This is a genomic window from Bacillus sp. FJAT-18017, from assembly GCF_001278805.1.
Taxonomy (GTDB): Bacteria; Bacillota; Bacilli; order Bacillales; family Cytobacillaceae; genus Bacillus_D.
Map to the genome: position 1 here is coordinate 435591 of NZ_CP012602.1, position 23765 is coordinate 459355.

Sequence of the window (23765 nt, forward strand, 5' to 3'; positions counted from 1 at the left end):
CAACCTAAAAATTTGAACAGTCCGACTATTCCCCCTTTTCTGATATGGTTACATTTGGTATACTATTTCGGAAGGCGAAGCAGTCGAGGGGGAATTGCATGTCACTTCTTACATATCCTTATCCATCAAGGAGGATGGCTACCGTTGCACGGAACGGAATGGTTGCCACGTCACAGCCGCTTGCGGCTCAGGCAGGTCTCCGAATCATGCAGCAGGGAGGAAATGCAATTGATGCCGCAATCGCAACAGCGGCTTGTTTAACAGTTGTAGAACCAACCTCAAACGGAATTGGCGGAGATGCATTCGCGCTAGTTTGGGCAAAAGGGGAACTCCACGGACTTAATGCAAGTGGACCGGCTCCACAATCCATTTCTATTAAAAAATTGAAAGAACTTGGTCATGAAAAAATGCCAGTTATGGGGTGGATTCCTGTAACTGTTCCTGGGGTCCCATCTGCATGGTCTGCCTTGTCAGAGCGTTTTGGGCGTTTGCCGCTTACAGAGGTATTAAAACCGGCAATTGAGTATGCGGAGAGCGGTTATCCAATCTCTCCTATCCTTGGAAGGTACTGGTCAAGGGCTTATCAGGCATACAAAACAAGGGCAAAAGGGACAGAGTTTGAGGAATGGTTCCGCGTTTTTGCCCCTAATGGGAAAGAGCCTGGAATCGGAGAGATGTGGAAATCAGAGGATCACGCTAACACGCTGAAGGAAATTGCAGAGACAAATGCCGAAAGCTTTTACCGGGGCAGGCTAGCAAAGAAGATTGCTAGCGCATCCAGCCAGCAGGGTGGATTCCTGAGAGAAGAAGATCTCGCTGCTTATAGGCCTGAATGGGTGGAGCCGATTTCCGTTAACTACAAAGGCTATGATGTTTGGGAAATCCCTCCGAACGGACAGGGACTTATCGCGTTGATGGCACTCAATATATTAAAAGAATATACGTTTACTCATCGTGAGGAAGCAGATGCAGTCCATATTCAGCTTGAGGCGATAAAACAAGCATTCACGGATGGAAAGACCTATATTTCGGATTTAAAAACAATGAAGGCTAAGGTTACTGACCTTTTATCGGATGAGTTTGCAAAGGCAGCACGAAAGAAAATTCAACTAACCGCACAGGTTCCTGAGCCGGGGACGTTACCGAGAGGCGGGACAGTCTACCTTGCAACTGCGGATAGTGATGGCAACATGGTCTCGTTCATCCAGAGCAATTATATGGGGTTTGGATCAGGGGTCGTGGTGCCAGGCACTGGAATTGCCCTCCAAAACCGCGGGCATGATTTTTCATTGGACTCCGAGCACGAAAATGCCCTTGCTCCCGGTAAGAAAACGTACCATACAATCATTCCTGGCTTCATCACCAAGGGGGGTGAGGCGGTCGGGCCGTTTGGGGTAATGGGCGGTTTCATGCAGCCCCAGGGACATGTACAGGTAGCCATGAATATGATCGACTTTGGATTAAATCCACAGGCTGCCCTGGACGCGCCGCGATGGCAGTGGATTGAGGGCAAGAAGATTGAGGTTGAGCATGAATTCTCAAACCATCTCGTCCACCAGCTGGCCGAAAAGGGACATCAAATCCTTGTCGCCCATGACTCTGGCGGATTTGGGCGCGGACAGGTCATTGTCCGTAATTCTGAGACAGGCGTCCTAACCGGCGGCACCGAGCATCGGACTGATGGAAGCATAGCGAGCTGGTAGGGGGGACATTTTGAAGAAATTGCTTTTAAAAGGCTTTGAACCCTTTCTGGGATTTCCAATCAATCCTACGGAAAAAATTGTTTCAGCCTTAAGCGGCGAGTCAATTGGGAACAACAAGATTTTTGGTTTGCTTCTTCCTGTTGATTACAGCTTGTCGTACAAAATCATTTTGGAAAAAATAAAAGAACTAAATCCGGATGTAGTAGTATCGCTCGGACTAGCCGCAGGCCGAAAGTCGATTACACCCGAGCGTATTGCCATTAATTGCAGGGATGGTGCAGCAGATAATAACGGTGTTGTACTCGAAGATGCTCCGATTATAGAGGATGGGCCGGACGGTTATTTTTCCAGTCTGCCGATCCGGTCAATGGTTCATACACTTAAGGAAAAAGGCTACCCTGCTGAAATTTCAAATACAGCAGGAACATATCTTTGCAACAATATCATGTATTCGGTTCTGCATGAACTGTCTTTGGCCGGCAAGCCGATACCTGCAGGTTTCATTCATATCCCGGCATCGCACGAGCTTGTGGTTGCTGGAAAAAAGGCTATGCCTTCCTGGAGCGATTCTGATCTTTTAGAGGCAGTAAAGGTGGCAATTAGTGTTATAGAATAATTAATCAAGCCCAGGGAAGATCATTTTCCTGGGTTTTTGTTTTAAAGGAATACGTAAAGAAACCTAGAATTAACTTAACAAAGGGAGGGATTTTGTGAAAGAACATATTAAGGACGTCCTCAGGCAAATTGAGGCAGAGTACAAAATCAAAATTTTGTATGCTTGCGAGTCGGGAAGCCGCGCCTGGGGATTTCCCTCAAAGGACAGCGATTACGATGTGCGCTTTATTTATGTACATGAAATGGCCTGGTACCTATCGATTGACCAAAAACGCGAGGTCATTGAAATTCCAAAGCATGATTCATTAACAATTCCAATTGATGATTTGCTGGATGTGAGTGGCTGGGAATTAAGGAAAGCTCTTCGCCTGTTCAGAAAATCAAACCCGCCGCTACTTGAGTGGCTCCGTTCCGGCATTATTTACTATGAATTTGGTACTGTGGCCGAAAAACTAAGGGAATTAAACGAAACGATTTTTTCCCCAGTTTCCGGCATCCACCACTATTTAAATATGGCCAAAGGGAACTATCGGGAATTCCTCCAAGGAGATATGGTCAAGATTAAGAAGTACTTTTACGTCCTGCGCCCAATACTGGCAGCAAAATGGATTGAACAATATAACACAGTCCCTCCAATGGAATTCCAATCTCTTATGGAACGCTTGCTTCCACCTGGAGACCTGCGGAATGAGGTAAATACCCTGCTAATCCGGAAAATTGCCGGGGATGAGCTGAATCTTGAACCAAGGCTGGATATAATCAACCGATATCTTGATGAGGAAATCAACCACTTTGAAGATTATGTTAATAATCTCAGTACTTCAATCGAGGATCCCACTCAAAAGCTTGATTTGATTTTCAGAGAAACACTTGAAGAAGCCTGGCACTAATTAGAATCCATTTTAAAAAGGCTCATAGATTAGAATTGCTCTGAATAGACTTGCATAAATATAATTAAGAAATCTTAACAATCTCCCGAAAAATCCGTCATATGGCGGATTTTTCTTTTGGAAATGGATTTAAATATGACCGATATTTGCAAATACGCCGAAAAACAGTCCAATTTTTCGAAAAACTTAGCCACCCCCTTGTCCCACGTGCATATTCGCTCAACCGGGCTAATAAACTGTTACAAACCTGTACAAGAGAGTGTTTGAGGTGAAGAGTCGTTTGCAGACAACGGGTATTCAGCTATAGATTTGATTAGACCATATAGGGTCAGAAAGCGAAGCGCTTTTTAAAAGGGCGGATGCTTTCTGCCGTACCTAGATTCCAGTTCGAGATAACCGGGGTGCGGAAGGCAGTATTTCGTCGAAGTGATAAGCGGGTCTCATTTCACACTTCTCACATCCAACTAAAGGAGGGCGAGTGGTGTGCACGATTACATCAAAGAGAGAACTATCAAGATTGGGAAGTATATCGTGGAGACGAGGAAAACAGTTCGCGTAATCGCGAAGGAATTCGGCGTATCCAAAAGTACAGTCCATAAGGATTTAACTGAAAGACTCCCGGATATCAGTCCGGAGCTAGCGAATGAAGTAAAGGAAATCCTTGATTATCATAAGTCAATCCGACATCTAAGAGGCGGAGAGGCAACGAAAATGAAATACCAGAAGGAAGAAGAAGGGGAACCAGTGAAATAAATAGAAAGTTTGCACCTGTATTCGTCCAGCTAAGTGATGCACGAATACGCTTACGCTTTTCGTGGTTCCTTTACCCCACCTTAAATGTCAGTAAGCCTCCTTTGTCGGCAACTGACGTATGAGGTCCGATTGCTTCATCTAACCATCAGTGGAAATTCACCACTGATGGAAGATTCACCGTATCTCAGTCGAAGTCCATCCAGTTTGTACGGTGATGATCAAGGCGCTTGCGCTTTGGTGTCGACATTTTTTTACAGAAACCTCCTGAAAAGGTATGGAAAACGGGTGCATTATGATACAATTAACAATTAGGAAAGTAAGTGGGAAACCGTTTTTCAAGGAGGAAATTAAAAGCAATGTTTGCTAGGGATATAGGGATTGATCTGGGTACGGCTAACGTGCTTATTCACGTCAAAGGCCGTGGAATCGTATTAAATGAGCCATCTGTTGTTGCAATTGATAAAAATACAAATAGAGTCCTTGCAGTTGGGGAAGAGGCACGCCGCATGGTAGGGCGTACGCCTGGCAATATCGTCGCGATTCGCCCGTTGAAGGATGGCGTCATCGCAGATTTTGATGTGACAGAGGCAATGCTGAAGCACTTTATTAACAAGCTGGATGTAAAAGGCTTCCTCTCAAAACCGCGTATTTTGATTTGCTGCCCGACGAATATTACGAGTGTCGAGCAAAAGGCAATAAAGGAAGCTGCCGAAAAGAGCGGCGGCAAGAAGATTTATCTTGAAGAAGAGCCAAAGGTTGCTGCGATTGGCGCCGGCATGGACATCTTCCAGCCGAGCGGCAATATGGTGGTCGATATCGGTGGGGGAACGACGGATGTAGCCGTCCTTTCAATGGGAGACATCGTAACTTCCTCCTCGATTAAAATGGCTGGCGATAAATTTGATATGGAAATCCTAAATTATATAAAGCGTGAATATAAGCTTTTAATCGGAGAACGGACTTCTGAGGATATTAAAATTAATATCGCAACCGTATTCCAAGGCTCGCGCAATGAATCAATGGAAATCCGCGGACGTGATATGGTCAGTGGCCTGCCTCGTACGATTACTGTGCATTCTGCTGAAATCGAGCAGGCTCTTCACGAATCTATTGCCGTGATCGTCCAGGCTGCCAAAAGTGTTCTTGAACGAACACCGCCTGAACTTTCTGCTGACATCATTGACCGTGGAGTCATCCTCACCGGAGGAGGCGCTTTGCTTCATGGAATCGACCAGCTTTTGGCTGAGGAGCTTAAAGTACCGGTGCTTGTTGCCGAAAACCCAATGGACTGTGTTGCGATTGGGACAGGCATCATGCTTGATAACATTGACAGAATTGCCAGAAGGAAACTAGGGTAACTTTAACTTATATGAGGGCCTGGCTGGAATGCATTGTTCCGGCTGGGCTCTTTTAGTATGTATATTCCTGAAAAAGTACCCTCTTACTCTCAATTTAGCGACTATTTTCTCTGTAATCTAACAAAAAATGCTGTTACATTTTCATTTTTTTCTTATAATAGAGATAAAGGAACCAGCTTTTTTGTAAAAAAGGTTGCCGATAGTTTTTGTACGTCTGCTTCCTACCCAAAAGGAGTAAATTATGTCATCAACAACATATAAGCAAGAACAACCTAAAACACGTGAAGAGATTAAAAAGGTACGCCGCCAACAAGAGGAGAGTTCAGTATCAGCTTCATCAAAAAAGAAGCGGGTACGTACCCGCCTTATTCCCATTTGGCTGAAACTGATTCTGTTCATCCTGCTGGTTGTTATTTGTGCCGGAGCAGGTGCTATGTTTGGCTATGGCGTTCTTGGCGGTGGTAATCCAACCGATATTCTCAATGAATCTACATGGACACATATACGTGATCTCGTGAACAAAAAATAAGTAAGGAAGGGGGATTCCCTTCCTTTTTTTGTATAGAAAAATAGATTTAGCACTTGGGGAAATATATATTCAGCGTATTTAGGTCCTAGCCTCACAAGGAGAAATTCTGAGAATAACCATCAAAGATTAGCTCGGGCAGAATAATCATTACAGAAACAGGCCGTTCCTTCCCTGTTACGAAGACACTTGCGCTTTTGCACTGAGAAACCGTACAATAGTATTAATACTACATATTAATAGGAGGTACTAATAATGCTTGATATTAAACAAATTAAGGAAATAATTCCACATCGGTATCCATTTCTGCTTGTAGATAAAATACTTGAAGTTGAAGAGGGGAAAAGTGCAGTTGGCATTAAGAATGTTACTGCGAATGAGGAATTTTTCAATGGCCATTTTCCGGATTTCCCTGTTATGCCAGGTGTCCTGATTGTTGAGGCTCTTGCCCAGGTAGGGGCAGTCGCAATGCTGAAGCGCGAAGAAAATCGTGGCAAGCTGGCATTTTTTACAGGAATCGATAATTGCCGTTTTAAAAAGCAGGTGTACCCTGGCGACCAGCTTCGTCTTGAGGTTGAAATGGTCCGGTTTAGAGGACCGATGGGCAAAGGAAAGGGCATCGCCACAGTGAATGGTGAACTTGCTTGTGAAGCTGAAATTATGTTTGCTCTAATAGACCAAAAATAAGGTAACATATGCCAATTGCTAGTTCATTTGGATTAAATTTACTTTGATTAGGTTTTGCATACCTGAAAAACGTAAATTAAAGACAACAACCAAAGCATACAGTGCCACATACCTTCCTCCCAGAGACTGCAACCGGCACTGTATGTTTTTTTGCTTTTGGCTTTGTTTCATAAGTCCCTTTTTTAAGAAAAGTTGTTTTTCATAGGTAATGTTTAAAATAATGCACAAGTTCCTTATCTTTTTGGGGAAGCTAATTCCGAGACCAATGTCCGGTCGACAATAAGATGAAGGGAGCTTTTTGCATTATGAAAAATAAACTGCTTGCGCTGCTTGCATGCTCGATGTTTGCTGTTTTTATGCTGGGGGGCTGCGGTACAAATGATGATGAACAGAACCCGCCGCCACAGGATAATATTCAGCAGGACGATGACATGAATAACCGTGATGACAATGATGCCAATATAAACAATGACGGCAGGGTAGATGAAGATGGGTTGCTAAATGATACGGATGATGGCAACAACAATGATGATGGGAATATGTTGAGGGATGACAATAACGGAAACAATCTTGACATGGACGATGATAAGAAAAATGATTAAGTAGTAAAAGGAGGCCCAAGGTTTAACCTAGAGCCTCCTTTTTGTTTTTGCGCTTTCGATAATGTTTGCAAGACTGTTTTCATTCAATGCTACTCATTGCAAGGGTTATATTGTTTTTAATCAAACGTTTGATTAAATTTGCGGGGGTCGAAAAAGGAAAGAATAGGTCAAAAACAGGTTTCAAAGTATCCTATTTTCAACTTAAACGTCATCTCGGCTTTAGCCTGGGCTTGCTTTGCATTTTGTCTTTGAATTCAGATAGCAGCCCGTTACCCTCCAAGCCCTGGTCAAGAAGCTGGCCCAGCAGCATTTCAGCATAGCCCACTTTCGTTCTGCGAAGCCGTCCTTCTAGCAGTACACTTATGTGGTTCTCGAACTTCTTTAATGTGCAAACTCTGGCCTGGAAATAGGCAGGGTCATTTTGGCGGTGGGTAATGACGACCTGGACAATGCACTCCTGTGAGGAATCTTCATATTCCTTAAAATACTCGTAGAAGGAAAGGTCGGTGTAGGCTTCGATCAGCCAGTTTGATTGTTCGTCTTCTTTATTGATGATCAAACCGCTTTCCAGTGGAATTTCGGTTGTTTTTTCATCCTCTATGATTTCGAGGGCTATAAGCTTAAAGGTTTTCACACAACATACCTCCTCAAGAGTATAAGTTGCCTGTATTATACCATAATCACCATTTACATCACTCGTGGTCACTAGTAGAAAAAAGATTTCTGAACTGGCAAAATCGCATTGTTTTTGAAAAAGGACTGTTCATAGGTTACTTTTCCCTAGGGCAAAAATGACTTTTAAGGGCAATTGGGGTAAGAAAAATGGTTTTTGCCAATTTTACTTGCTAAGCATGCAGGGATAAGATGAAAGCATCGAAGGAGAGGAGTTGTGAAGATGATCAATCAAGTTACACTGGTGGGCCGACTGACCAAGAATCCCGATTTGAAAGTAACAACAGAAGGAACTTATGTGTTAAATGTTATACTTGCAGTCAACCGCCAGTACCGAAATACCCATGGTGACGTCGATACGGATTTTGTTCAATGCACACTCTGGAGAAAGGCTGCTGAAAATACCGCTCAGTATTGTCAAAAGGGATCAGTCGTTGGGATTACAGGAAGGATTCAAACCCGTAATTATGAAAACCAAGATGGCAAAAAGGTATATGTGACAGAGGTAGTGGCAGAGTCAATAAGCTTCCTGAGCAGCAAGCAGGCTGATACAGGAAGGCGTCAGGAAGTGCCTGCCAGGGACAGGAATGGCGGGCAGACAGTCAGCGTCCAAAACCATGTGCAACCTCCTCCGCCTCGGCCTGAGTATTCACAAGGATTACCATCTGAAAAAGTTGTACCGCAGGATGGATACATACCCCAGGATCCGTGGGGCGGTTCTCATCCTAATCCAGGGATGCCTCGTGAAGTACCTGGGCAGGAACGCCATTTCAGTTCTGGGCAAAGTACGGCTCCAGAGATGTCCCCGGTTCAAGGTGGTTTTGCTGGCCACGCGGGTTCCCCCCATTCTGATACACCACCTTCGACGCGATTCTCTTTTGAGAAAGTAGAGGCTGTCATCCCGCCTGCAAAGGAGGAAGTCCCATTTGGATAGGTATAAAAGCAACGTAGCTGAAAGCTTGGAGCTGCTGCTTGAACGCCTCATCAAGATGACTGGCAAAACAAACGAAACCGTCAGCAGCCTTCATAGCCGTATCCTTATTCTTGAGAAACGGCTAGAGGAACATGAGCGTACCCTGGGATGTGCCCGCGCCGATCCAACTCAGCAATCCCTTCACGATTCCCCTTTCCTAATGAATCTTTAAAGTGAACCACAGATTAATTTTCTATTTTCATAAACCTGACCGATGACTATCCATGGCTTACCTTCCCAAAGCATTTGCCATGCGAGAGCTGCCACTAGAAACGGTCCCCATGAGCCCTTACAGAAAGAGATTCAATCTGCCCCCCCGTAGTCCTGCCCCCCTGCTGCCGGCGGTTTTTCCGTCGGTTTTTAAATTTTTTGCCTTAGAAAAGAGATTATAGGTATAAGTTTCACCTCAGCGGGTAAACTAATTAAAAACCCCCCCTGTAATATAAAAGGAAAGGCCGCTGAACTGCCAATTCAGCGGCCTTTCCTGTTTTAAGCTATAAAAAGATGAAACTCAATTGATTGAGGAAGAATAGGTGGTAATAGTGAAGCCTTGTCAGTGCCCAAAGATAGTGCCTCAAGCATGAAAAGGTAACAGAGAAGCCTTGTCCCAGCAGGTTATTCTAAAAAAAGCCGGCTGTCCATAAATACGGACAGCCGGCTTTTTGGGTTTATTTTAATAGAATCAGATCGCGCAGTTCTTCGGTTGACATTTCGGTGATCCAGTTTTCGCTTTGAATGATCTGGTCGTTGAGATGCTGCTTCTTCTCGAGCATCGCGTCGATTTTTTCCTCAAGCGTCCCTGTGCAAATCATTTTGTGAACATGAACGAAGCGTTCCTGGCCGATGCGGTATGCTCTGTCGGTTGCCTGGTTTTCCACGGCCGGGTTCCACCATCGATCATAATGGATGACGTGGTTGGCTGCGGTTAAATTCAGGCCGGTTCCGCCTGCTTTCAGGCTAAGCAGGAAGACCGGGAACTGGTGCTCCTGAAACTGCGCTATCATATCGTCGCGTTTTGTTTTTGGAACACTTCCATTTAGGAATGGAACGTCAATCTTGAATTTCCGCTTTAAGACAGCCTTGATCATTTCGCCCATTTCAATATATTGGGTAAAAATCAAGCAGCTTTCATCCTGGTCAAGGACTGCATCGACTAGTTCAACGAGTTTTTCCATTTTGGCAGACCTCGAAATCAGGTCTCTCCCTGGGGAAACATCGCTGTCCCTGACCTGGGCATTTTCCTTCAAATACAGGGCTGGGTGGTTACAAAGCTGCTTCAGCCGGCCAAGCAGCTGAAGAATCATGCCTTTACGTTCCATACCTGTCAGCTTCTCAAGCTGGGAGAACGTATCCTGAACAAGCTGTTCATACAAGGATGCCTGTTCCGCGGTTAACGGGCAGTACTCCTTTTGTTCAAGCTTATCAGGCAGATTTAACGCAACTTCTTCATCCTTTTTCGTCCGCCGCAGAAGGAATGGGCGAATCAGGCCTTGAAGCTCGCGGACCTTGTCTTTATTATCATCCTTTTCAATCGGGATGATGAACCGCTTCTGGAATTGGCCAAGGCTGCCGAGGTAGCCGTGATTCGTAAAGTCGAAAATCGACCAAAGCTCGGACAGGCGGTTTTCCATCGGAGTTCCTGTCAAGGCAATATGATGTCTTCCCTTGAGCTTCCGGACCGCGCGCGACTGCTTTGTATTCGCATTTTTTATGTTTTGCGCCTCATCAATTGCAATTGCGTTCCACTCGATTTTATTAAACTCTTCTTCATCGAGGTGGGATAGGCCATACGATGTCAGTACAACGTCCTGCCCGGTTACGGCTTCAACGAACTTCTCGCCCTTCAGGCGGCTAGATCCGTAATGCAGGTGGACACGGAGATCGGGTGCGAACCTTTCAAGCTCCTTTTGCCAGTTTCCAAGCACGGATGTCGGACAGATAATCAGTGATGGAGGCTCCGTAGTGGCAGCCGTCGCCACGGGCTCTGGGACGGGTTCCGCCAGCAATGTATCTCCGCCGTCAGATTTACGATTGCTTTTCCCTGCGCGGCTGCTTTCTTCGGCGGCTTTTTCTTTAACCGAAAGAAGGTAGGAAATAAGCTGGATCGTCTTGCCGAGACCCATGTCATCTGCAAGTGTTGCGCCGAAACCGAATTGGCGGAGGAACAAGAGCCAGCTCATGCCGAGCTGCTGGTATTGCCTTAATGTTCCGTTCAGGCCTGATGGAACGTCGGCAAGCGGGATTTCCTTGATTTCGTTTAGCTGCTTGAGCATTTGTTTCCATTGCCGGTTCAGTTCGATCTGGATTTTGGCAAACGTCCTTGGGTTTTCAAGGTCATCACCCTCTGGTTCGGGACTCAGTTCCTGCTCGAGCAAGTCGCGGACATGAAGGCCTTCCTTTTCGGCTTTCTTCATGATTTCCTGGATTTGCCGGATAAATTGCGGGTCGAGCTTTACCCAGCGGCCCCGTATATAGACGAGGCGGCGCTTTTCTTCGACCATGGTCCGGAATTCATCTTCGGACAGGTCAACGCCATTCATCGAGAAGCGCCAGTTGAAGTCGAGCATCGCCTGTAATCCGACGAACGATGGCCGGTGGCTGGATGTGCCCTTCAAGGATGCCTTGACACGCAGGTTAGCGTTCTTCATTGCTTGCCACCAGCCAGGGAGGAGAATTTCAACACCGAGGGCAAGCAATATTTCGCTTGATTCGGTCAGAAACACCCAAGCCTCTTCTTCGGAAAGAGATGTTTTGAGCCTGCCGTATACTCCAAGGGAAGGAATCAGGCTGATCCACCGGTTTTCCTCATGAGCTGCCTTTTCCAAAAAGGGCTTCCAGGAAGAGGGGATTGCGGGATCGTCGATTCTGTACAGCTCATCGGGATTCCGTTTGCTTCGCAAAAAGGTTTCAAGGAGCCAGAAGCCCTCGCCGTCCTCGGGTTCATCTAGCCTTAATCCTACTGTGAATGGTTCCTCGCTTTCCCTGATGCCAACCCATTCAAGCCAGGAGTCTTCATCAAAATAATGGGCGAGCGTGGCCGCGGGGATATTTTTACTTTCAAGAAGTTCGAGCTTCGGCCCGAACAGCTCCCGCATTTCCGTATTTCGGGTCAGGTAAGCGTCAAGTGCTTGGTTGTAAAGGTCCTCAATAAAGTCATAGGCTGTCACCTGGCTAATAGCTTCGTCTGATTCGGAAGCTGTGCCAGAAATAGTGACAGGCTGTTCCCAGAATGAGCTGTCGAACTCTTCGCGAACCCTTGAAGGGAGCCTCCAGCGGAAGGTGCCGCCTTCCCAGGATTTGAAGTCAGGCAGCCATTCCTTTTCTAAAATGCCTTCATATATAATGTGTGCAGATGACAGGCAGATTTCCGCAGCCTCATCCCAATCCCAGTCAAAAAAGCGGTTGAAGGACTCGCGGGCAAACAGGGTGGCGAGCTGCCATGCATTCAACTCAATCTGTTCAATCCCGTCCACTTTTATGGGATCAATAAATGCACCGTAAAAGCTTTCGGGATGCCGGCTGAATAGCGGGAACTTCCAGGCATCAACGGGCAGCCAGCCGCCATGTGCGCCCTGGGCGGACAGCAGGTAGCCATCACCATGTTTTTTTAGGAATAATTTAATGAAGCGCTCATTATACATTGATCAGCTTGCTCCTTTGGCACTCTTCATGGAACGCGCGCAGCCGCCTTGTCCGTTCCAGCAGCTCCGTGAAAAATACATCCCATTCATCAAGCCGCTTTTGCTTTTTATACAAGGTCCTGAGCTTTTTGAGCATCCGGACCGCTTGCTTGTATCCAGGCCTGTTCTTGGTGGCAATTTGCTTTGCTGCGGACTGGTGCAGCATCGAGATGACCGCCTCAGGCATTTCTTTTTCAAGTATCTTCAGTCTTGCACTAGGAAGGTCGGTATAATGATAGCCCATGAAAGATTGCAAATCTGCCCATTTCCCGTACTCGCCCCGTTCAAACAGCAAACTGCCATATTCATAATACGTATAAGGAAGTGCCTGGTGAAGCAGCCTTTCCAGGAGCTCCGACCTGCCTGTCTCCTCGACATAAGGAAGCGCCGACTCAAGCGCTTTTCTGGCAAACTGAGCGCGGCCCTGGTATCCCGGGATGGCGGCAAGGACACCCTTGAGTTTCTGTGTGAGCAGCTCGAGGTATGGACCAACCCGTCCCCATTCCTTGTGTGCATTCATCTCATCAATCCAATACAGCAGGAATGGCGGTGCCTCCTCATCAGACAGCCTTGCTATAAATGCAAGAGCAAGCGCATCCTCATTTAAAAGGACATGTAAATGTGCAGCCGCAATCGCAAGCGGGTGACCGGATTCAGCGCTTAAACTCATTTCATCAAGCTTCTTGGACTCTTCTTCAAGCCATTCCTTCTTTTTAAAAAGACCCGACCAAATCCCCATGTATAAAAAGGCACGCTCATAAACAAGAAATGGAATAACCGTCAAAATATCCCGCGTATCTTTACGGAGCTGTTCTAAGAAGGGATCGAAACCTAGCGGCCTGGCGCGTTTGCCTAGCTTTGCCGCAAGTTGGGATGCCTCGGTCTCAAGATCTGAAAACACATGCCTGTAGTAACGGCTGACCATTTCCTCGGTATGTCCGAGCTCCTGGCTAAATCGCGCCAGCTCTGTGAACGAAAATACACTCGCCGAAAGCTGATGCAGAAGCGCCCATTCCTCACCGCGCGGAGAATCAGCTTTAATACGGCGCCAGTAAACTCCAAACAGCTCGCTTACTATGTACGGATTTACATTCTTCTTTGCGCGCATAATTGAAGAGAAATTTTCCGTGAAGGAATCAATCCAGGCAGCGTAATCCTGTTTCAAGGCTCCACTTGCCTTGACTAGATCACGCGCCTTCTGTAAGCCCCATTCCGCGGCAGCACGCTTTTCCTGGACCGGATAACGCCAGTCCTCTATCCATTCTGCGACTGAATTGGTTCTGCCATACGCACTGAAAAAAACAGCAAGCTGATGTCTGCACAGGCCTTGGCCCGGACACGAGCACTCACTCATCTCGGGAAATAGCAGCTCAAGGGTTACCTTGACAGGCACAACATCCTGAACTGTCGCAGTAATGGTTTCTTCATCCATTCGCAGTTGTGATACTAATCCCTGGCGGTAAAGCAGCATTCCCTTTTGCATCAGGCGCGCATCCTCTTCCGAATGTGGCGAAAGCATATCCTGGATTTTATCGGATGCCATCGCAAGCCCTTCATTCCGCATCGGTACACACCTCTTTCTCTTTTTGGCTAATAGGAAAATATTGAATGCCTATTTCCCTGATACTTGGCCATTCGCCAACAGTACAGGGAAATTAATTTTATATTGCTATGCCCGTATTGATTTCTAAAAACGAACATTTATATTCATTTCAACCAGCATGCAACATTGCCCGGTAATGCACCGGTTAAATTTTACACATATGCTACAGTGGCTTGTTTGCCAGTGCCACGGAAGGACCAATGGCACGCTGCGGAAACTATGCCGCATTTGGAGGGCTTCGTTGCTCCAAGCTGTTGCAGCGGCACCCTTATTCTAATCCCGGTGAATCCATATACAACGGTAAGCCGGACTAACACTTAGCGTTTGAATGTACGCTCTACTGTATTGGTAGTTATCACTTTATTATACCCCAAATTAGCGGAGAGTAGGAGACCCTTCAGGCATAGCACTGAAATTGACTCTTTCTCCTTTAAAAACAAAATAATCTCTCTATGTAATCATTCCTTTTGATTTTAAGTGTTCTTTTTAAGTTTTCATCAGCTCTTTCCACTGATTTACCCAAATCGCTTCCTCTTTTTCTCTAGAATTGAATGTTCATTCATTAACAAATAATTATATTATAATAATGTTATTTTCTTTTCTTAACTTATTAATAGGTTTTAAGTTTGCCGAAAAAGGGGATATTCTTAACACTGGTTTTTGGATGGATTTGCAGGGAAATGCTGACACGAAATTGACAAATATTAAATTTTTGGAAATTCATTTACATTTGACAATATTTTTACTAGAATGATTGAAAAGACTGAAAAAGGAGGGAAAAACTCGAAGTGAAGAACAGTGGAGTAGCAGAAGGCCAAATGCTTTTTTTTGAGATTTTAAAGCGGGCCTACGAAAAGGGTTTAACAGAAACTGAAATGACAACCTGGAAAATGCTTGAAGACTTGAAATTGGACTTGCAAAGTATGCCGATTGCCGAATCGGATCGATTATAGAGAGAATAGAAGGGGAGACGATCCCCTTCTATTTTTTTGCTGAAATAACTATTTTAATATAGTTAAATGGAGCGGGTTATCTTAAAAGCCAATTTCCTCCATAATGGTTTTAATATTTTTCCTGGCTCTATCCCGCCAACTTTTTACCGTTGAAACACTGACGTTTTCTATAGTGGCTATCTCCTGAATAGTCAGTTGGTCCTGGCATGCATATTTCAGCCATTTCATCTGGTTTTTGGTGAGGGAGTTTCCGCAGGCATCAATCAGTTCGGAAATTTCGGTCTCGCCTACAGACAGATCTTCTAATAACTCCCATTGTTCTGGCTTTAGGTGGATGTTCCGTTCAAGTTGATTATGGCATCGGGTTAACTCAATCATCATCCGGCCTTTAATGAAGCGGTAGGCATATGTTTCAAATTTTCCTTTTTCCGGATCAAAGCCTCTTGCTGCCTCCCATAGGGCAATAAGGCCAATTTGATAGAATTCTTCCTTGTTTGTGTAGATGTGAAGAGAACGGATAATGCTGTTGATCATGGGGGTGTATTGGGTTGCGATATGCTCGAAATTTTCAATTTGGCGTTCCACAGTACGTCCCTTTCGGGGAAGCGCGCTTGCCATTTTTATTCCCGGGTAAGTCAACCATATAGCGGCTGGGTTTGGGTGTCGAAATCTATTAATTTACTTTTTATTCCAGGTAAATAAGCCGATTTCAAGCAGAATGATCCTGATAAATGAAAAAATATTGTTTACATAAGTTGAAAAATTAAATTTCCTCTCATTTTGGAATAAGTGAAAATTCTTTCAAATGTCTTTAGGGTATATAGAGAGGCTTTTGGTTTATAGCCATAGCTGAGGCTAACCGATATAATGAAGTAGAATCTTAATTGATAGGGGTTTTTAAAAAAATGGTAGATCGAATTAAAGTGATGACCGTGTTTGGCACACGGCCGGAAGCAATTAAAATGGCGCCGCTAGTCAAAGAACTTGAGAAGCATAAGGATAAAATCGAACCGATTGTGACGGTCACGGCTCAGCATAGGCAGATGCTCGATCAGGTGTTGAGTATTTTTGAGATTGTTCCCGATTATGATTTAAACATCATGAAGGACAGGCAGACGCTTATCGATGTTACTGTAAGGAGCCTGGAGGGTCTAAACGCTGTTTTGCAAGAGGCGAAGCCGGATCTTGTTCTCGTTCATGGCGATACGTCGACCACCTTTGTTGCAAGTCTTGCTGCATTTTATAATTCGATACCTGTTGGCCATGTTGAGGCAGGCTTGCGGACTTGGAATAAGTACTCTCCGTTCCCCGAAGAAATGAACCGACAGCTTACTGGGGTTATTGCGGACCTGCACTTTGCCCCGACCAGGCAATCCCGGCAAAACCTGCTGACCGAAAATAAATTAGCAAATGCGATTTTTGTAACCGGCAATACAGCTATAGATGCTCTGAAAACTACAGTTAAAGAAGATTATTCACATCCTGTACTTGATAAACTGGGCGGTGACCGTCTAGTCCTGATGACAGCTCATAGGCGTGAAAACCTCGGCATTCCTATGGAAAACATGTTCAGGGCTATTAGCAGGCTTGTCGACAAGCATAAGGATATACAAGTGGTATATCCGGTACACATGAATCCGGTCGTAAGAGAAATAGCAGGCAGGATTCTCGGGGATAATCCCCGTATATCTCTGATAGAGCCGCTTGATGTCATTGACTTCCATAACTTTGCCTCACGCGCACATCTGATTTTGACCGATTCGGGGGGAGTCCAGGAAGAGGCGCCTTCACTTGGGGTTCCCGTGTTGGTACTCCGGGATACGACCGAACGGCCTGAAGGGGTGGAAGCTGGCACATTAAAGCTTGCCGGTACGGATGAAGAAACGATTTTTACGCTGGCAGATGAGTTGCTGACGGATGATGAAGCCCATGGGAAAATGGCTAAAGCATCAAACCCATATGGAGATGGTTCAGCTTCGGCTCGAATTGTAGAGGCAATCCTCTATCATTTTAAGCAAGCCGAGCGGCCTGAAGATTTCCAATAAAGTAAACCTTTCATCAATGGGGTTTAATTCCTCCCCGCTAATGGTTAGCCGCGCTAAGCCCGATTGATTTTTCTAAGGAAATATCTTAGTTAACAATCAGATCTAAACGGGCTGTGATTGTTAACCGCATATAAAGCTAAGCCTCTGTCGATACTGGATGGAGGCTTTTTTGTATTTACACTCAATTTGAAACCAGGCAGGTTGAGGAAAACGAGATTATAAATGGAAAAATGAAGAAGCTCCCAAGAGTTTTCTTGGAAGTGAATATGTCCTGCCTGTCCCTCATGAGGCTTATGAAGACGGGAACAGACCAACAAACCATGCCTTACCATCCTTCATAAGGCTTATGAAGACGGGAACAGACCAACAAATCATGCCTTACCGTCCTTCATTAGGCTTATGAAGACGGGAACAGACCAACAAATCATGCCTTACCGTCCTTCATCGGGCTTATGAAGAGGGGCACAGACCGAAAAACCATGCCTTACCGTCCTTCATCGGGCTTATGAAGACGGGCACAGACTAGAAAACATCCTACACTTCAAGCGAGACAGGTCTTGCAGTGTAGATAAGAACCAGAGCGCCATGAAACAAAATGAAGTAATGCGGCCAAACTGACCAACCAGTATTCAATTTAGAGTCTCAGCCTTAAGTCTTAGTGTTCTCTACAATCCCGGCCGGTGGAAAGATACCTTCAAATCGTGTATTGTTAATATAAGGAACCAATATTTACAAATTTATTTTTCGTGTAAAATGAAACAATTCCATGGCCATCAACGTACTAACAGATATAGCTATTAAAGTCGGGAGTCGATCCGTATGAATCCATTTCTTTCATTTTTATTAAGAAGTTCAATAGCTGTCCCTACCGCTGTAACAGCGGGAGCGGTAAGCTTTCTTGGTTTCGATGCAGGATGGCTGCTGTCAACCGGAATTTCGGCGGCTGGCGGGTTTACGGCATACCAATCAGTTGGCATGTACACTAATTCCCAATTCTTGAAGAGGCATAGCCTGACAAGGAAGGAATACCGTTATATTAAAACCAACCTGGAGGAAGGAAAGCGGAAAATCAACCGCCTCCATAGGGCCCTTTTTTCGATAAAAAATCTTCCGTCCCTGAAACAGCGGATTGAGCTGCTGCGGGTAACGAAAAACATTTACAAGCTGACCAAAAATGAACCAAAGCGATTTTATAAAGCGGAACGATTTTACTTTTCACATCTAGATTCTTTAATTGAACTTGCCGAAAAATACGCGTTCCTGTCTGCGCAGCCGAAGCGGAGTCCTGAACTCGAACTTAAGCTTCATGAGACCCAGCGGACGCTTGATGAGCTGACTGACACAATTGAGCAAGATTTATACTATATTATCAGGGATGATATTGACCATCTCGATTTTGAAATTGATGTTGCCAAAAAAGTAATCGCAAATCAAAAGAATATTAAAATCCCTGAAGAAAACAGGAGGCTAAAATGAATCAAAACAATCAACCTTCCATGAATTCGAATAATATTCTTGATGATATTCTTTCAGATCCATTTGGCGCGAATGAAAATCCAGCTGTTGCACCGGCACCAGTTGACGAGGGCGGCAAGCAGGTCCGCCTGATTGATGTCATCCCTGAGGAGAACAAGGCGAAGGCTATCCAGTTAGCAGAGCAGATTGACCCGAAGAACCACCAGGCGATGATTTCATATGGGACGCAGGCGCAATCCAAGCTGCTTTCTTTTTCAAATACGATGCTCGAGCATGTGCAGAAGAAGGATGTAGGGGAAATTGGAGAAATCATTAACGACTTGATGAAGCACCTGTCACATGTGAATCCCGACGAATTGAATCAAGAAAAACGCGGCTTAATTTCACGCATGTTCGGCAAGATGACTGGATCTGTCCAGGAAGTACTGTCCAAGTACCAAAAAACCGGAGCTCAAATAGATCGGATTTCTGTAAAGCTGGACCGAAGCAAAAACACCCTTCTTGCTGATATGGCGCTCCTCGAGAGATTATATGAGCATAACAAAGAGTACTTCAATGCCCTGAATGTGTACATAGCAGCGGGTGAATTGAAGTATGATGAGCTTGTTCAAAAAACTATCCCGGCAATGCGCAGGGAAGCGGAAGTCTCAGGAGACCAGATGAAGGTCCAGGAAGTCAATGATATGATGCAGTTTGCTGACCGCCTTGATAAACGAATCCATGACCTGAAGCTAAGCAGAGAATTGACTGTCCAAAGTGCGCCGCAAATCAGGCTCATCCAGAATACAAACCAGGCGTTAGCCGAAAAAATTCAGTCGTCAATTATGACGGCAATTCCGCTCTGGAAAAACCAGGTCGCGATTGCGTTGACTCTTATCCGCCAGCGCAATGCGGTTGAAGCCCAGAAGCAGGTTGCGAAGACCACAAATGATTTGTTATTAAAGAATGCCGAGATGCTAAAGGCGAACACCATCGAGACTGCGCGTGAAAATGAGCGGGGCATTGTGGAAATTGAAACGCTGAAGCGTACCCAGGAAAGCCTTGTCTCAACCCTTGAAGAGACATTAAGAATTCAGGAAGAAGGACGCACCAAACGCCGCCAGGCCGAGCATGAGCTATCACTCATGGAGAGCAACCTGAAGCAGAAATTGCTGGATATCAAAGGTGAAACGGACCGAAAACGAATCGAATAACCATAGTGAACGCTGCTGGCAACAACGCCTGCAGCGTTTTTTCTGCACCTGTGGATATAAAACAGTTTGTATCTGTTCGACATTTTCTTTAAGTGCGAATTTAGTGAATCACAGAACCTGAAAGGTCTTTTCAGGTTTTTAATCAAACGTTTGATTAAAAACTAGCTTGTCATTTAAGGTAGGTTCCGGTCGAAAATTAACCTTTTTCCATCAAGAAAAACTAATGTCTGGTTAACGCAGATATGGTACGCTAAGAAAAATGAATCAGGAGTATGATTATGGAATTTAATAGAAGATGGTTACTGGGCTGCGGCTTGTTTCTGCTGGCGGTAAACGGTGGGGGTTTTCTGCTTGTACAGCTATTTGGCCAATAATCCAAGCCCAATTGCTTTTGAAAATTAAAAAGTTAGCGGGGAAATGGAATTGATAAACGACTTAACAAAACCGATATCAAAACGGTTATTGCTTTTACTGTTGATCGTGACCGTTGGTTCCGAGTTGGCACTTTATTTCTCTCGGTACAGTTACTTTTTTTCCGAGCTATATGATTCAATTATGATTGTTTCGATATTTCTTGCCTGGAAGCTGCATCCGAGGCTGATGGGACGGACTGGAGCTTATGCCTCCGGAACATTGAGAGACGCGCTCGGGTTGTGTCCCGCGGAGCCTGGCGGAAAGAGGTCATTTTGGCATAAAGGGTATATTTCACAGTTTGCAGCGGTTTTTCTCCTGTTCAATATGGCATCAGCAGTTGTCAATTTTTATTCCTATATTCTTTTTCCGGGCTTTAATGATAACTATCAGGAGTATGTGGAAGAATCGATTGATACGGTTCAGGGCGGCTGGGATTCATTCGCAGATGAAGAGGGTATGGTTGAACCTAATGATACAAACCCGGTATTGGAGTGGTTTGACTTTGCTGGCTACGACTTTTATACCTCTGCACTGGCTGGATTCGAGGAGGTATACCGGCTCGGCTATATGATTCTGTTTTTGTTGCTTTTTAAAAAAATACTCCCATTAAAATGGCGGCAGTGGCCGGGAGAAGTTTTTTTAATGGCTGTTTTGTTTTTAAGCAGTCTTCTGTTTGGAACAGGGCACGCCCTGGATACTCCTCAGCCATGGGATGTGACGATAGGGACGATTGTCACATTTACCAATATGGGGTTGATTCTGGGTATCCTTCTTTTATGGTCACGCAATCTTTGGCTATTAATTGCTGTCCATGGTGTATACGATATTTTGATGACAATTGAATGGTATTATTTTGAGGCAGCTTCCCTTATATTCTCGGGGGCGGTACTTGCAGCCTGGGCAATCGAGGCGGCTATGCGAAAAATAAGTCCGGAGAAGGAAACTGATATTAAGGCAAGCCTATAGAATAATCCAAACGAAAATGCGGAGCTTATCCGCATTTTTTTTATTTATAAGGTGAAGATGTGTAAAAGTAGCAGGGAGATGAAAGAATAATGTAGAATTATGATGAACGATGTCGAAGAGAAGGAGTTTGCAAATGGATCAGCCAATAGTAAATGTTGCCGTGATGGGAAGCTGCGTGACTAGGGACAATTTCAATTCAAAGTTCAACCCATATTATAAAGATATCTATGACTGTGTGCTGACCCAAAATCAGACATCTCTTATTAGCTTGATGTCCAAACCCACTATGTTTAAGGAAGAATATGTAGAAGGAATGGGCAAATACGAAGCATGGAATGTACGGTCAGACTTAAATAAAGAGTTCCTTGAACAAATGAAGGAACTTCAGCCAGACTATTGTATTCTCGACTTTTTCGGCGATATACACTTCGGGGTCCTTGAGCTTGAGGATGGACGTTACATTACAAATAATCGCTGGATGCTATGGAAGACAAGCTACTATAAGGACTTGAAGGAAACAGACAAGATGATAGAGCTTAAAATCGAAAAGGATACTGAACGCTATCTGAAGCTTTGGAAGGAGCATGCAGATCGATTTTTTGCTTTTATGAAAAGTGAAGTTCCAAATTGCGGAATTATTGTACATAAGGCTAGAAACGCCGAAACATATATCACGGATTGTGTGAGAAAACCTTTGAGCACCTCAGGCAAGGTAATGAATATGGACGTCAAGCGCATGAATGAACTTTGGGATGAGCTTGATGATTATATAGTTGAAAAGTACGGTGTGCATACAATCGATTTGAGGCATCGCGACCTGGCCAGCTTTACAGAGCACCCATGGGGTCCATTTTATGTACATTACACAATGGATTATTACCCGGAGTTTCTTGATAGACTTAATAAGATTGTCCTCTTCGACAGGGTTGGGGAGCAGGGACTGCCAGGGAAAATTGTGAAAAACCTCCTTGTACTTGACGAGGAACGGGCAATTGGACAGCCCGATTCCAAGGAACAAGGATATGCATCCTTGACAGAACAATTGGAAAAAACAAAGTCAGAGCTTGCAAAAGCCAGAAAGAAGCTAAACCGATTTGAAACGGAGACTGTCTTCAAGTTTGCAAAACGGAAACTGAAAAAGTATAAAGCCATAAGGAAAGCTTATAAGTTACTAAAGGAATAGAACAAAACGCCTGCAGAACTCTACAGGCGTTTTAGTTTTTGTTTATTTTTTATGTACGCCAAGTTCCATGAGTGCCTGCTGCATGCTGGCTCTTGTTTTAATACCTGTAAAATCCAATCCGAGACTGACGATGGTTTGCGAGATTTCAGGCCGAATGCCGGTCACAATTGCCTGAACACCTGTAAGCCTTAGAGCATTGAAAATCTGGAATAGCTGGTCGGCCACCATTGTATCGATGATAGGTACACCGGAAACATCAAATATTATCTGACGGACATTCAGTTTGGCGCTCTCAGTTAAGGAGACATCCATGATCAGCCTTGCGCGGCGGGTGTCAATTGAGCCGACGAGGGGCACAACGGCTATACCCTCGACAATCGGAACGACCGGTACAGACAGCTCCTCAAGAGCAGTATAGGCAACATCCATAAGCCTATTTGTATGGACCTCGAATTCCTCGCCTATGACACTGCATACGCGGTCTAATAAAGGGTCGAGTATTTTAGAGACATCGAGCATCGTAATCGCTGCAAATTTCTTTTTCTCAAGTTCTTCGGTAAAAACGTCCCAAATCACAGTCCGGAAAAATGCTACGCTCCTAAGGGAGTCTGTTAGGGAAATGGAATACAGGATGGCGTAACCTGCTGCTTTCTTGCTCCATTCCTCAACCTTGTCGTATATAGGAGCAGTATTCAAAAGCGCCTCACCAAGCAGATGGACAAGTTCTGAGTAAAATTCCAGTTGTTTTTCACCGGGAAGTAAGGTAGCAGGGAGATCAAATGTATCATTTTTATCAATATTTATGATGACGTTTTTAGCTATTACACGGTCATTCGCCATAATTTTATTGCCTATATACTGCAATTCATCCTTCACTGACTAAGCTCCTCCCAAATAGTTCCTATACTTATCATATAGTATTGTCCTTGAATCCCGCAAAATAAATACCTTTTACTTTTCTAACAATGCTTATTTTTATAAAAATTAAATAGGCAGCTTTGACGGCTGCCTTTGTCTTCATAATAGAAGCGGTGCTTTTAGGTATCTCGCTGATTGAGATACAGAAAACCACCTGCCTGGTAATTTAGTAAGTTTATTATACATAGTTTGGTTTGGGCGCGAGCTTATTATCGTTTAAAACGGTTGCTGAGTACCTTTAATAAAAATTGCTTTTCTTCAGCGGTAAGCATTCTCCAGTTTTTGACTTGAATTTTCACCAAAGTTCCCTCCCCGTATTTCTTTATTGACATGAAAAAGTATGATTATGGCCGTTTGCTGTTCATTGTCTTTCTATGTATAACTATAGCGCTGCGAAAGGCGAATTTGAATATAAACCGTTCAACAAATACTGACTTTCCTACCTGTATAATGCGGGTGAAACTATGGATTTACGTATAGAATGAGCTGAATTGTGAAGAAATGCATGGGGAATTGCCGAATAGTGTCGGCTTGGTTGCAAAACGGGAGCAAAGG

21 protein-coding genes are annotated in these 23765 nt (G+C 44.6%); 16 read left to right on the top strand and 5 right to left on the bottom strand.

Features of this window, described 5'->3' with window-relative positions; translation table 11 throughout:
- The first annotated feature begins 98 nt into the window (after positions 1–98).
- From AM500_RS02150 to AM500_RS02185, 8 genes are all read left to right on the top strand, one after another.
- Positions 99–1703: a gamma-glutamyltransferase family protein gene (locus tag AM500_RS02150; protein ID WP_053597728.1), complete on the top strand. Its 1605-nt coding sequence runs from the start codon at positions 99–101 to the stop codon at positions 1701–1703.
- A gap of 10 nt (positions 1704–1713) precedes the next feature.
- Positions 1714–2319, top strand: a complete 606-nt coding sequence (locus AM500_RS02155; RefSeq protein WP_053597729.1) for a pyroglutamyl-peptidase I — start codon at positions 1714–1716, stop codon at positions 2317–2319.
- 94 nt (positions 2320–2413) lie between these two features.
- On the top strand, positions 2414–3208 hold the full coding sequence (locus AM500_RS02160) for a nucleotidyltransferase domain-containing protein (RefSeq protein WP_053597730.1): 795 nt from the start codon (positions 2414–2416) through the stop codon (positions 3206–3208).
- Between the two features lie 483 nt (positions 3209–3691).
- The gene (spoIIID, locus tag AM500_RS02165; RefSeq protein WP_043930010.1) at positions 3692–3961 is read left to right on the top strand and encodes a sporulation transcriptional regulator SpoIIID; all 270 of its coding nucleotides are present in this window, start codon (positions 3692–3694) and stop codon (positions 3959–3961) included.
- A 356-nt stretch (positions 3962–4317) separates the two neighbouring features.
- Entirely contained in the window at positions 4318–5319 is a 1002-nt protein-coding gene (locus AM500_RS02170; RefSeq protein WP_053597731.1) for a rod shape-determining protein, read from the top strand.
- A 241-nt stretch (positions 5320–5560) separates the two neighbouring features.
- Positions 5561–5848 carry a DNA-directed RNA polymerase subunit beta gene (locus tag AM500_RS02175; RefSeq protein WP_053597732.1) on the top strand — a complete coding sequence of 96 codons (288 nt, stop codon included), beginning with the start codon at positions 5561–5563 and terminating at the stop codon, positions 5846–5848.
- Positions 5849–6100: 252 nt separating this feature from the next.
- The gene (fabZ, locus tag AM500_RS02180; RefSeq protein WP_043930007.1) at positions 6101–6532 is read left to right on the top strand and encodes a 3-hydroxyacyl-ACP dehydratase FabZ; all 432 of its coding nucleotides are present in this window, start codon (positions 6101–6103) and stop codon (positions 6530–6532) included.
- A gap of 305 nt (positions 6533–6837) precedes the next feature.
- Positions 6838–7134 (top strand): hypothetical protein, encoded by a 297-nt coding sequence (locus AM500_RS02185; RefSeq protein WP_053597733.1) that lies wholly within the window; start codon positions 6838–6840, stop codon positions 7132–7134.
- 208 nt (positions 7135–7342) lie between these two features.
- On the opposite strand, the gene AM500_RS02190 is transcribed toward AM500_RS02185, so the two are convergent.
- Entirely contained in the window at positions 7343–7768 is a 426-nt protein-coding gene (locus tag AM500_RS02190; RefSeq protein ID WP_053597734.1) for a YwpF family protein, read from the bottom strand.
- A 261-nt stretch (positions 7769–8029) separates the two neighbouring features.
- Here AM500_RS02190 and AM500_RS26340 point away from each other — a divergent pair, with 261 nt between their 5' ends.
- Both AM500_RS26340 and AM500_RS02200 read left to right on the top strand, forming a co-directional pair.
- A complete protein-coding gene (locus AM500_RS26340; RefSeq protein ID WP_082347100.1) occupies positions 8030–8740 on the top strand; it encodes a single-stranded DNA-binding protein in 711 nt (236 codons plus the stop codon).
- Entirely contained in the window at positions 8733–8951 is a 219-nt protein-coding gene (locus AM500_RS02200; protein ID WP_053597735.1) for a hypothetical protein, read from the top strand. Before AM500_RS26340 ends, AM500_RS02200 begins: the two co-directional genes overlap by 8 nt.
- Before the next feature lie 496 nt (positions 8952–9447).
- Here AM500_RS02200 and AM500_RS02205 read toward each other — a convergent pair whose 3' ends face one another.
- Together AM500_RS02205 and AM500_RS02210 are read right to left on the bottom strand one after the other, a co-directional pair.
- Positions 9448–12420 carry a DEAD/DEAH box helicase gene (locus AM500_RS02205; RefSeq protein ID WP_053597736.1) on the bottom strand — a complete coding sequence of 991 codons (2973 nt, stop codon included), beginning with the start codon at positions 12418–12420 and terminating at the stop codon, positions 9448–9450.
- On the bottom strand, positions 12413–14023 hold the full coding sequence (locus tag AM500_RS02210) for an SWIM zinc finger family protein (protein ID WP_053597737.1): 1611 nt from the start codon (positions 14021–14023) through the stop codon (positions 12413–12415). Before AM500_RS02210 ends, AM500_RS02205 begins: the two co-directional genes overlap by 8 nt.
- An 827-nt stretch (positions 14024–14850) precedes the next feature.
- Here AM500_RS02210 and AM500_RS25280 point away from each other — a divergent pair.
- Positions 14851–15015: a YwzD family small protein gene (locus tag AM500_RS25280; protein WP_156319723.1), complete on the top strand. Its 165-nt coding sequence runs from the start codon at positions 14851–14853 to the stop codon at positions 15013–15015.
- Positions 15016–15096: 81 nt separating this feature from the next.
- Here AM500_RS25280 and AM500_RS02215 read toward each other — a convergent pair whose 3' ends face one another.
- Positions 15097–15600, bottom strand: a complete 504-nt coding sequence (locus tag AM500_RS02215) for a sigma-70 family RNA polymerase sigma factor (protein WP_231688091.1) — start codon at positions 15598–15600, stop codon at positions 15097–15099.
- A gap of 320 nt (positions 15601–15920) precedes the next feature.
- Here AM500_RS02215 and wecB point away from each other — a divergent pair, with 320 nt between their 5' ends.
- The 5 genes from wecB to AM500_RS02240 all read left to right on the top strand — a co-directional run bounded on the left by wecB (position 15921) and on the right by AM500_RS02240 (position 22292).
- Positions 15921–17060, top strand: coding sequence for a non-hydrolyzing UDP-N-acetylglucosamine 2-epimerase (wecB, locus tag AM500_RS02220; RefSeq protein WP_053597738.1), 1140 nt, complete (start codon positions 15921–15923; stop codon positions 17058–17060).
- Between the two features lie 819 nt (positions 17061–17879).
- Complete coding sequence (locus AM500_RS02225) at positions 17880–18536, top strand: 5-bromo-4-chloroindolyl phosphate hydrolysis family protein (protein WP_053597739.1); 657 nt, start codon at positions 17880–17882, stop codon at positions 18534–18536.
- A complete protein-coding gene (locus tag AM500_RS02230; RefSeq protein ID WP_053597740.1) occupies positions 18533–19729 on the top strand; it encodes a toxic anion resistance protein in 1197 nt (398 codons plus the stop codon). Before AM500_RS02225 ends, AM500_RS02230 begins: the two co-directional genes overlap by 4 nt.
- Positions 19730–20152: 423 nt before the next feature.
- Positions 20153–21109 (top strand): CPBP family glutamic-type intramembrane protease, encoded by a 957-nt coding sequence (locus AM500_RS02235; protein ID WP_053597741.1) that lies wholly within the window; start codon positions 20153–20155, stop codon positions 21107–21109.
- Between the two features lie 133 nt (positions 21110–21242).
- Positions 21243–22292 (top strand): DUF6270 domain-containing protein, encoded by a 1050-nt coding sequence (locus tag AM500_RS02240; RefSeq protein ID WP_053597742.1) that lies wholly within the window; start codon positions 21243–21245, stop codon positions 22290–22292.
- A gap of 42 nt (positions 22293–22334) precedes the next feature.
- On the opposite strand, the gene AM500_RS02245 is transcribed toward AM500_RS02240, so the two are convergent.
- Positions 22335–23168 carry an STAS domain-containing protein gene (locus AM500_RS02245; protein ID WP_053597743.1) on the bottom strand — a complete coding sequence of 278 codons (834 nt, stop codon included), beginning with the start codon at positions 23166–23168 and terminating at the stop codon, positions 22335–22337.
- Positions 23169–23765 lie beyond the last annotated feature (597 nt).

What these genes read in the sequence shown, in the direction of transcription:
- AM500_RS26340 (WP_082347100.1), top strand. Translation starts at nt 8,030, where the DNA reads ATGATCAATCAAGTTACACTGGTGGGCCGACTGACCAAGAATCCCGAT.
- AM500_RS02185 (WP_053597733.1), top strand. Translation starts at nt 6,838, where the DNA reads ATGAAAAATAAACTGCTTGCGCTGCTTGCATGCTCGATGTTTGCTGTT.
- AM500_RS02210 (WP_053597737.1), bottom strand. Translation starts at nt 14,023, where the DNA reads ATGCGGAATGAAGGGCTTGCGATGGCATCCGATAAAATCCAGGATATG.
- AM500_RS02175 (WP_053597732.1), top strand. Translation starts at nt 5,561, where the DNA reads ATGTCATCAACAACATATAAGCAAGAACAACCTAAAACACGTGAAGAG.
- AM500_RS02225 (WP_053597739.1), top strand. Translation starts at nt 17,880, where the DNA reads ATGAATCCATTTCTTTCATTTTTATTAAGAAGTTCAATAGCTGTCCCT.
- AM500_RS02205 (WP_053597736.1), bottom strand. Translation starts at nt 12,420, where the DNA reads ATGTATAATGAGCGCTTCATTAAATTATTCCTAAAAAAACATGGTGAT.
- fabZ (WP_043930007.1), top strand. Translation starts at nt 6,101, where the DNA reads ATGCTTGATATTAAACAAATTAAGGAAATAATTCCACATCGGTATCCA.
- wecB (WP_053597738.1), top strand. Translation starts at nt 15,921, where the DNA reads ATGGTAGATCGAATTAAAGTGATGACCGTGTTTGGCACACGGCCGGAA.
- AM500_RS02240 (WP_053597742.1), top strand. Translation starts at nt 21,243, where the DNA reads ATGGATCAGCCAATAGTAAATGTTGCCGTGATGGGAAGCTGCGTGACT.
- AM500_RS02150 (WP_053597728.1), top strand. Translation starts at nt 99, where the DNA reads ATGTCACTTCTTACATATCCTTATCCATCAAGGAGGATGGCTACCGTT.
- AM500_RS02230 (WP_053597740.1), top strand. Translation starts at nt 18,533, where the DNA reads ATGAATCAAAACAATCAACCTTCCATGAATTCGAATAATATTCTTGAT.
- AM500_RS02170 (WP_053597731.1), top strand. Translation starts at nt 4,318, where the DNA reads ATGTTTGCTAGGGATATAGGGATTGATCTGGGTACGGCTAACGTGCTT.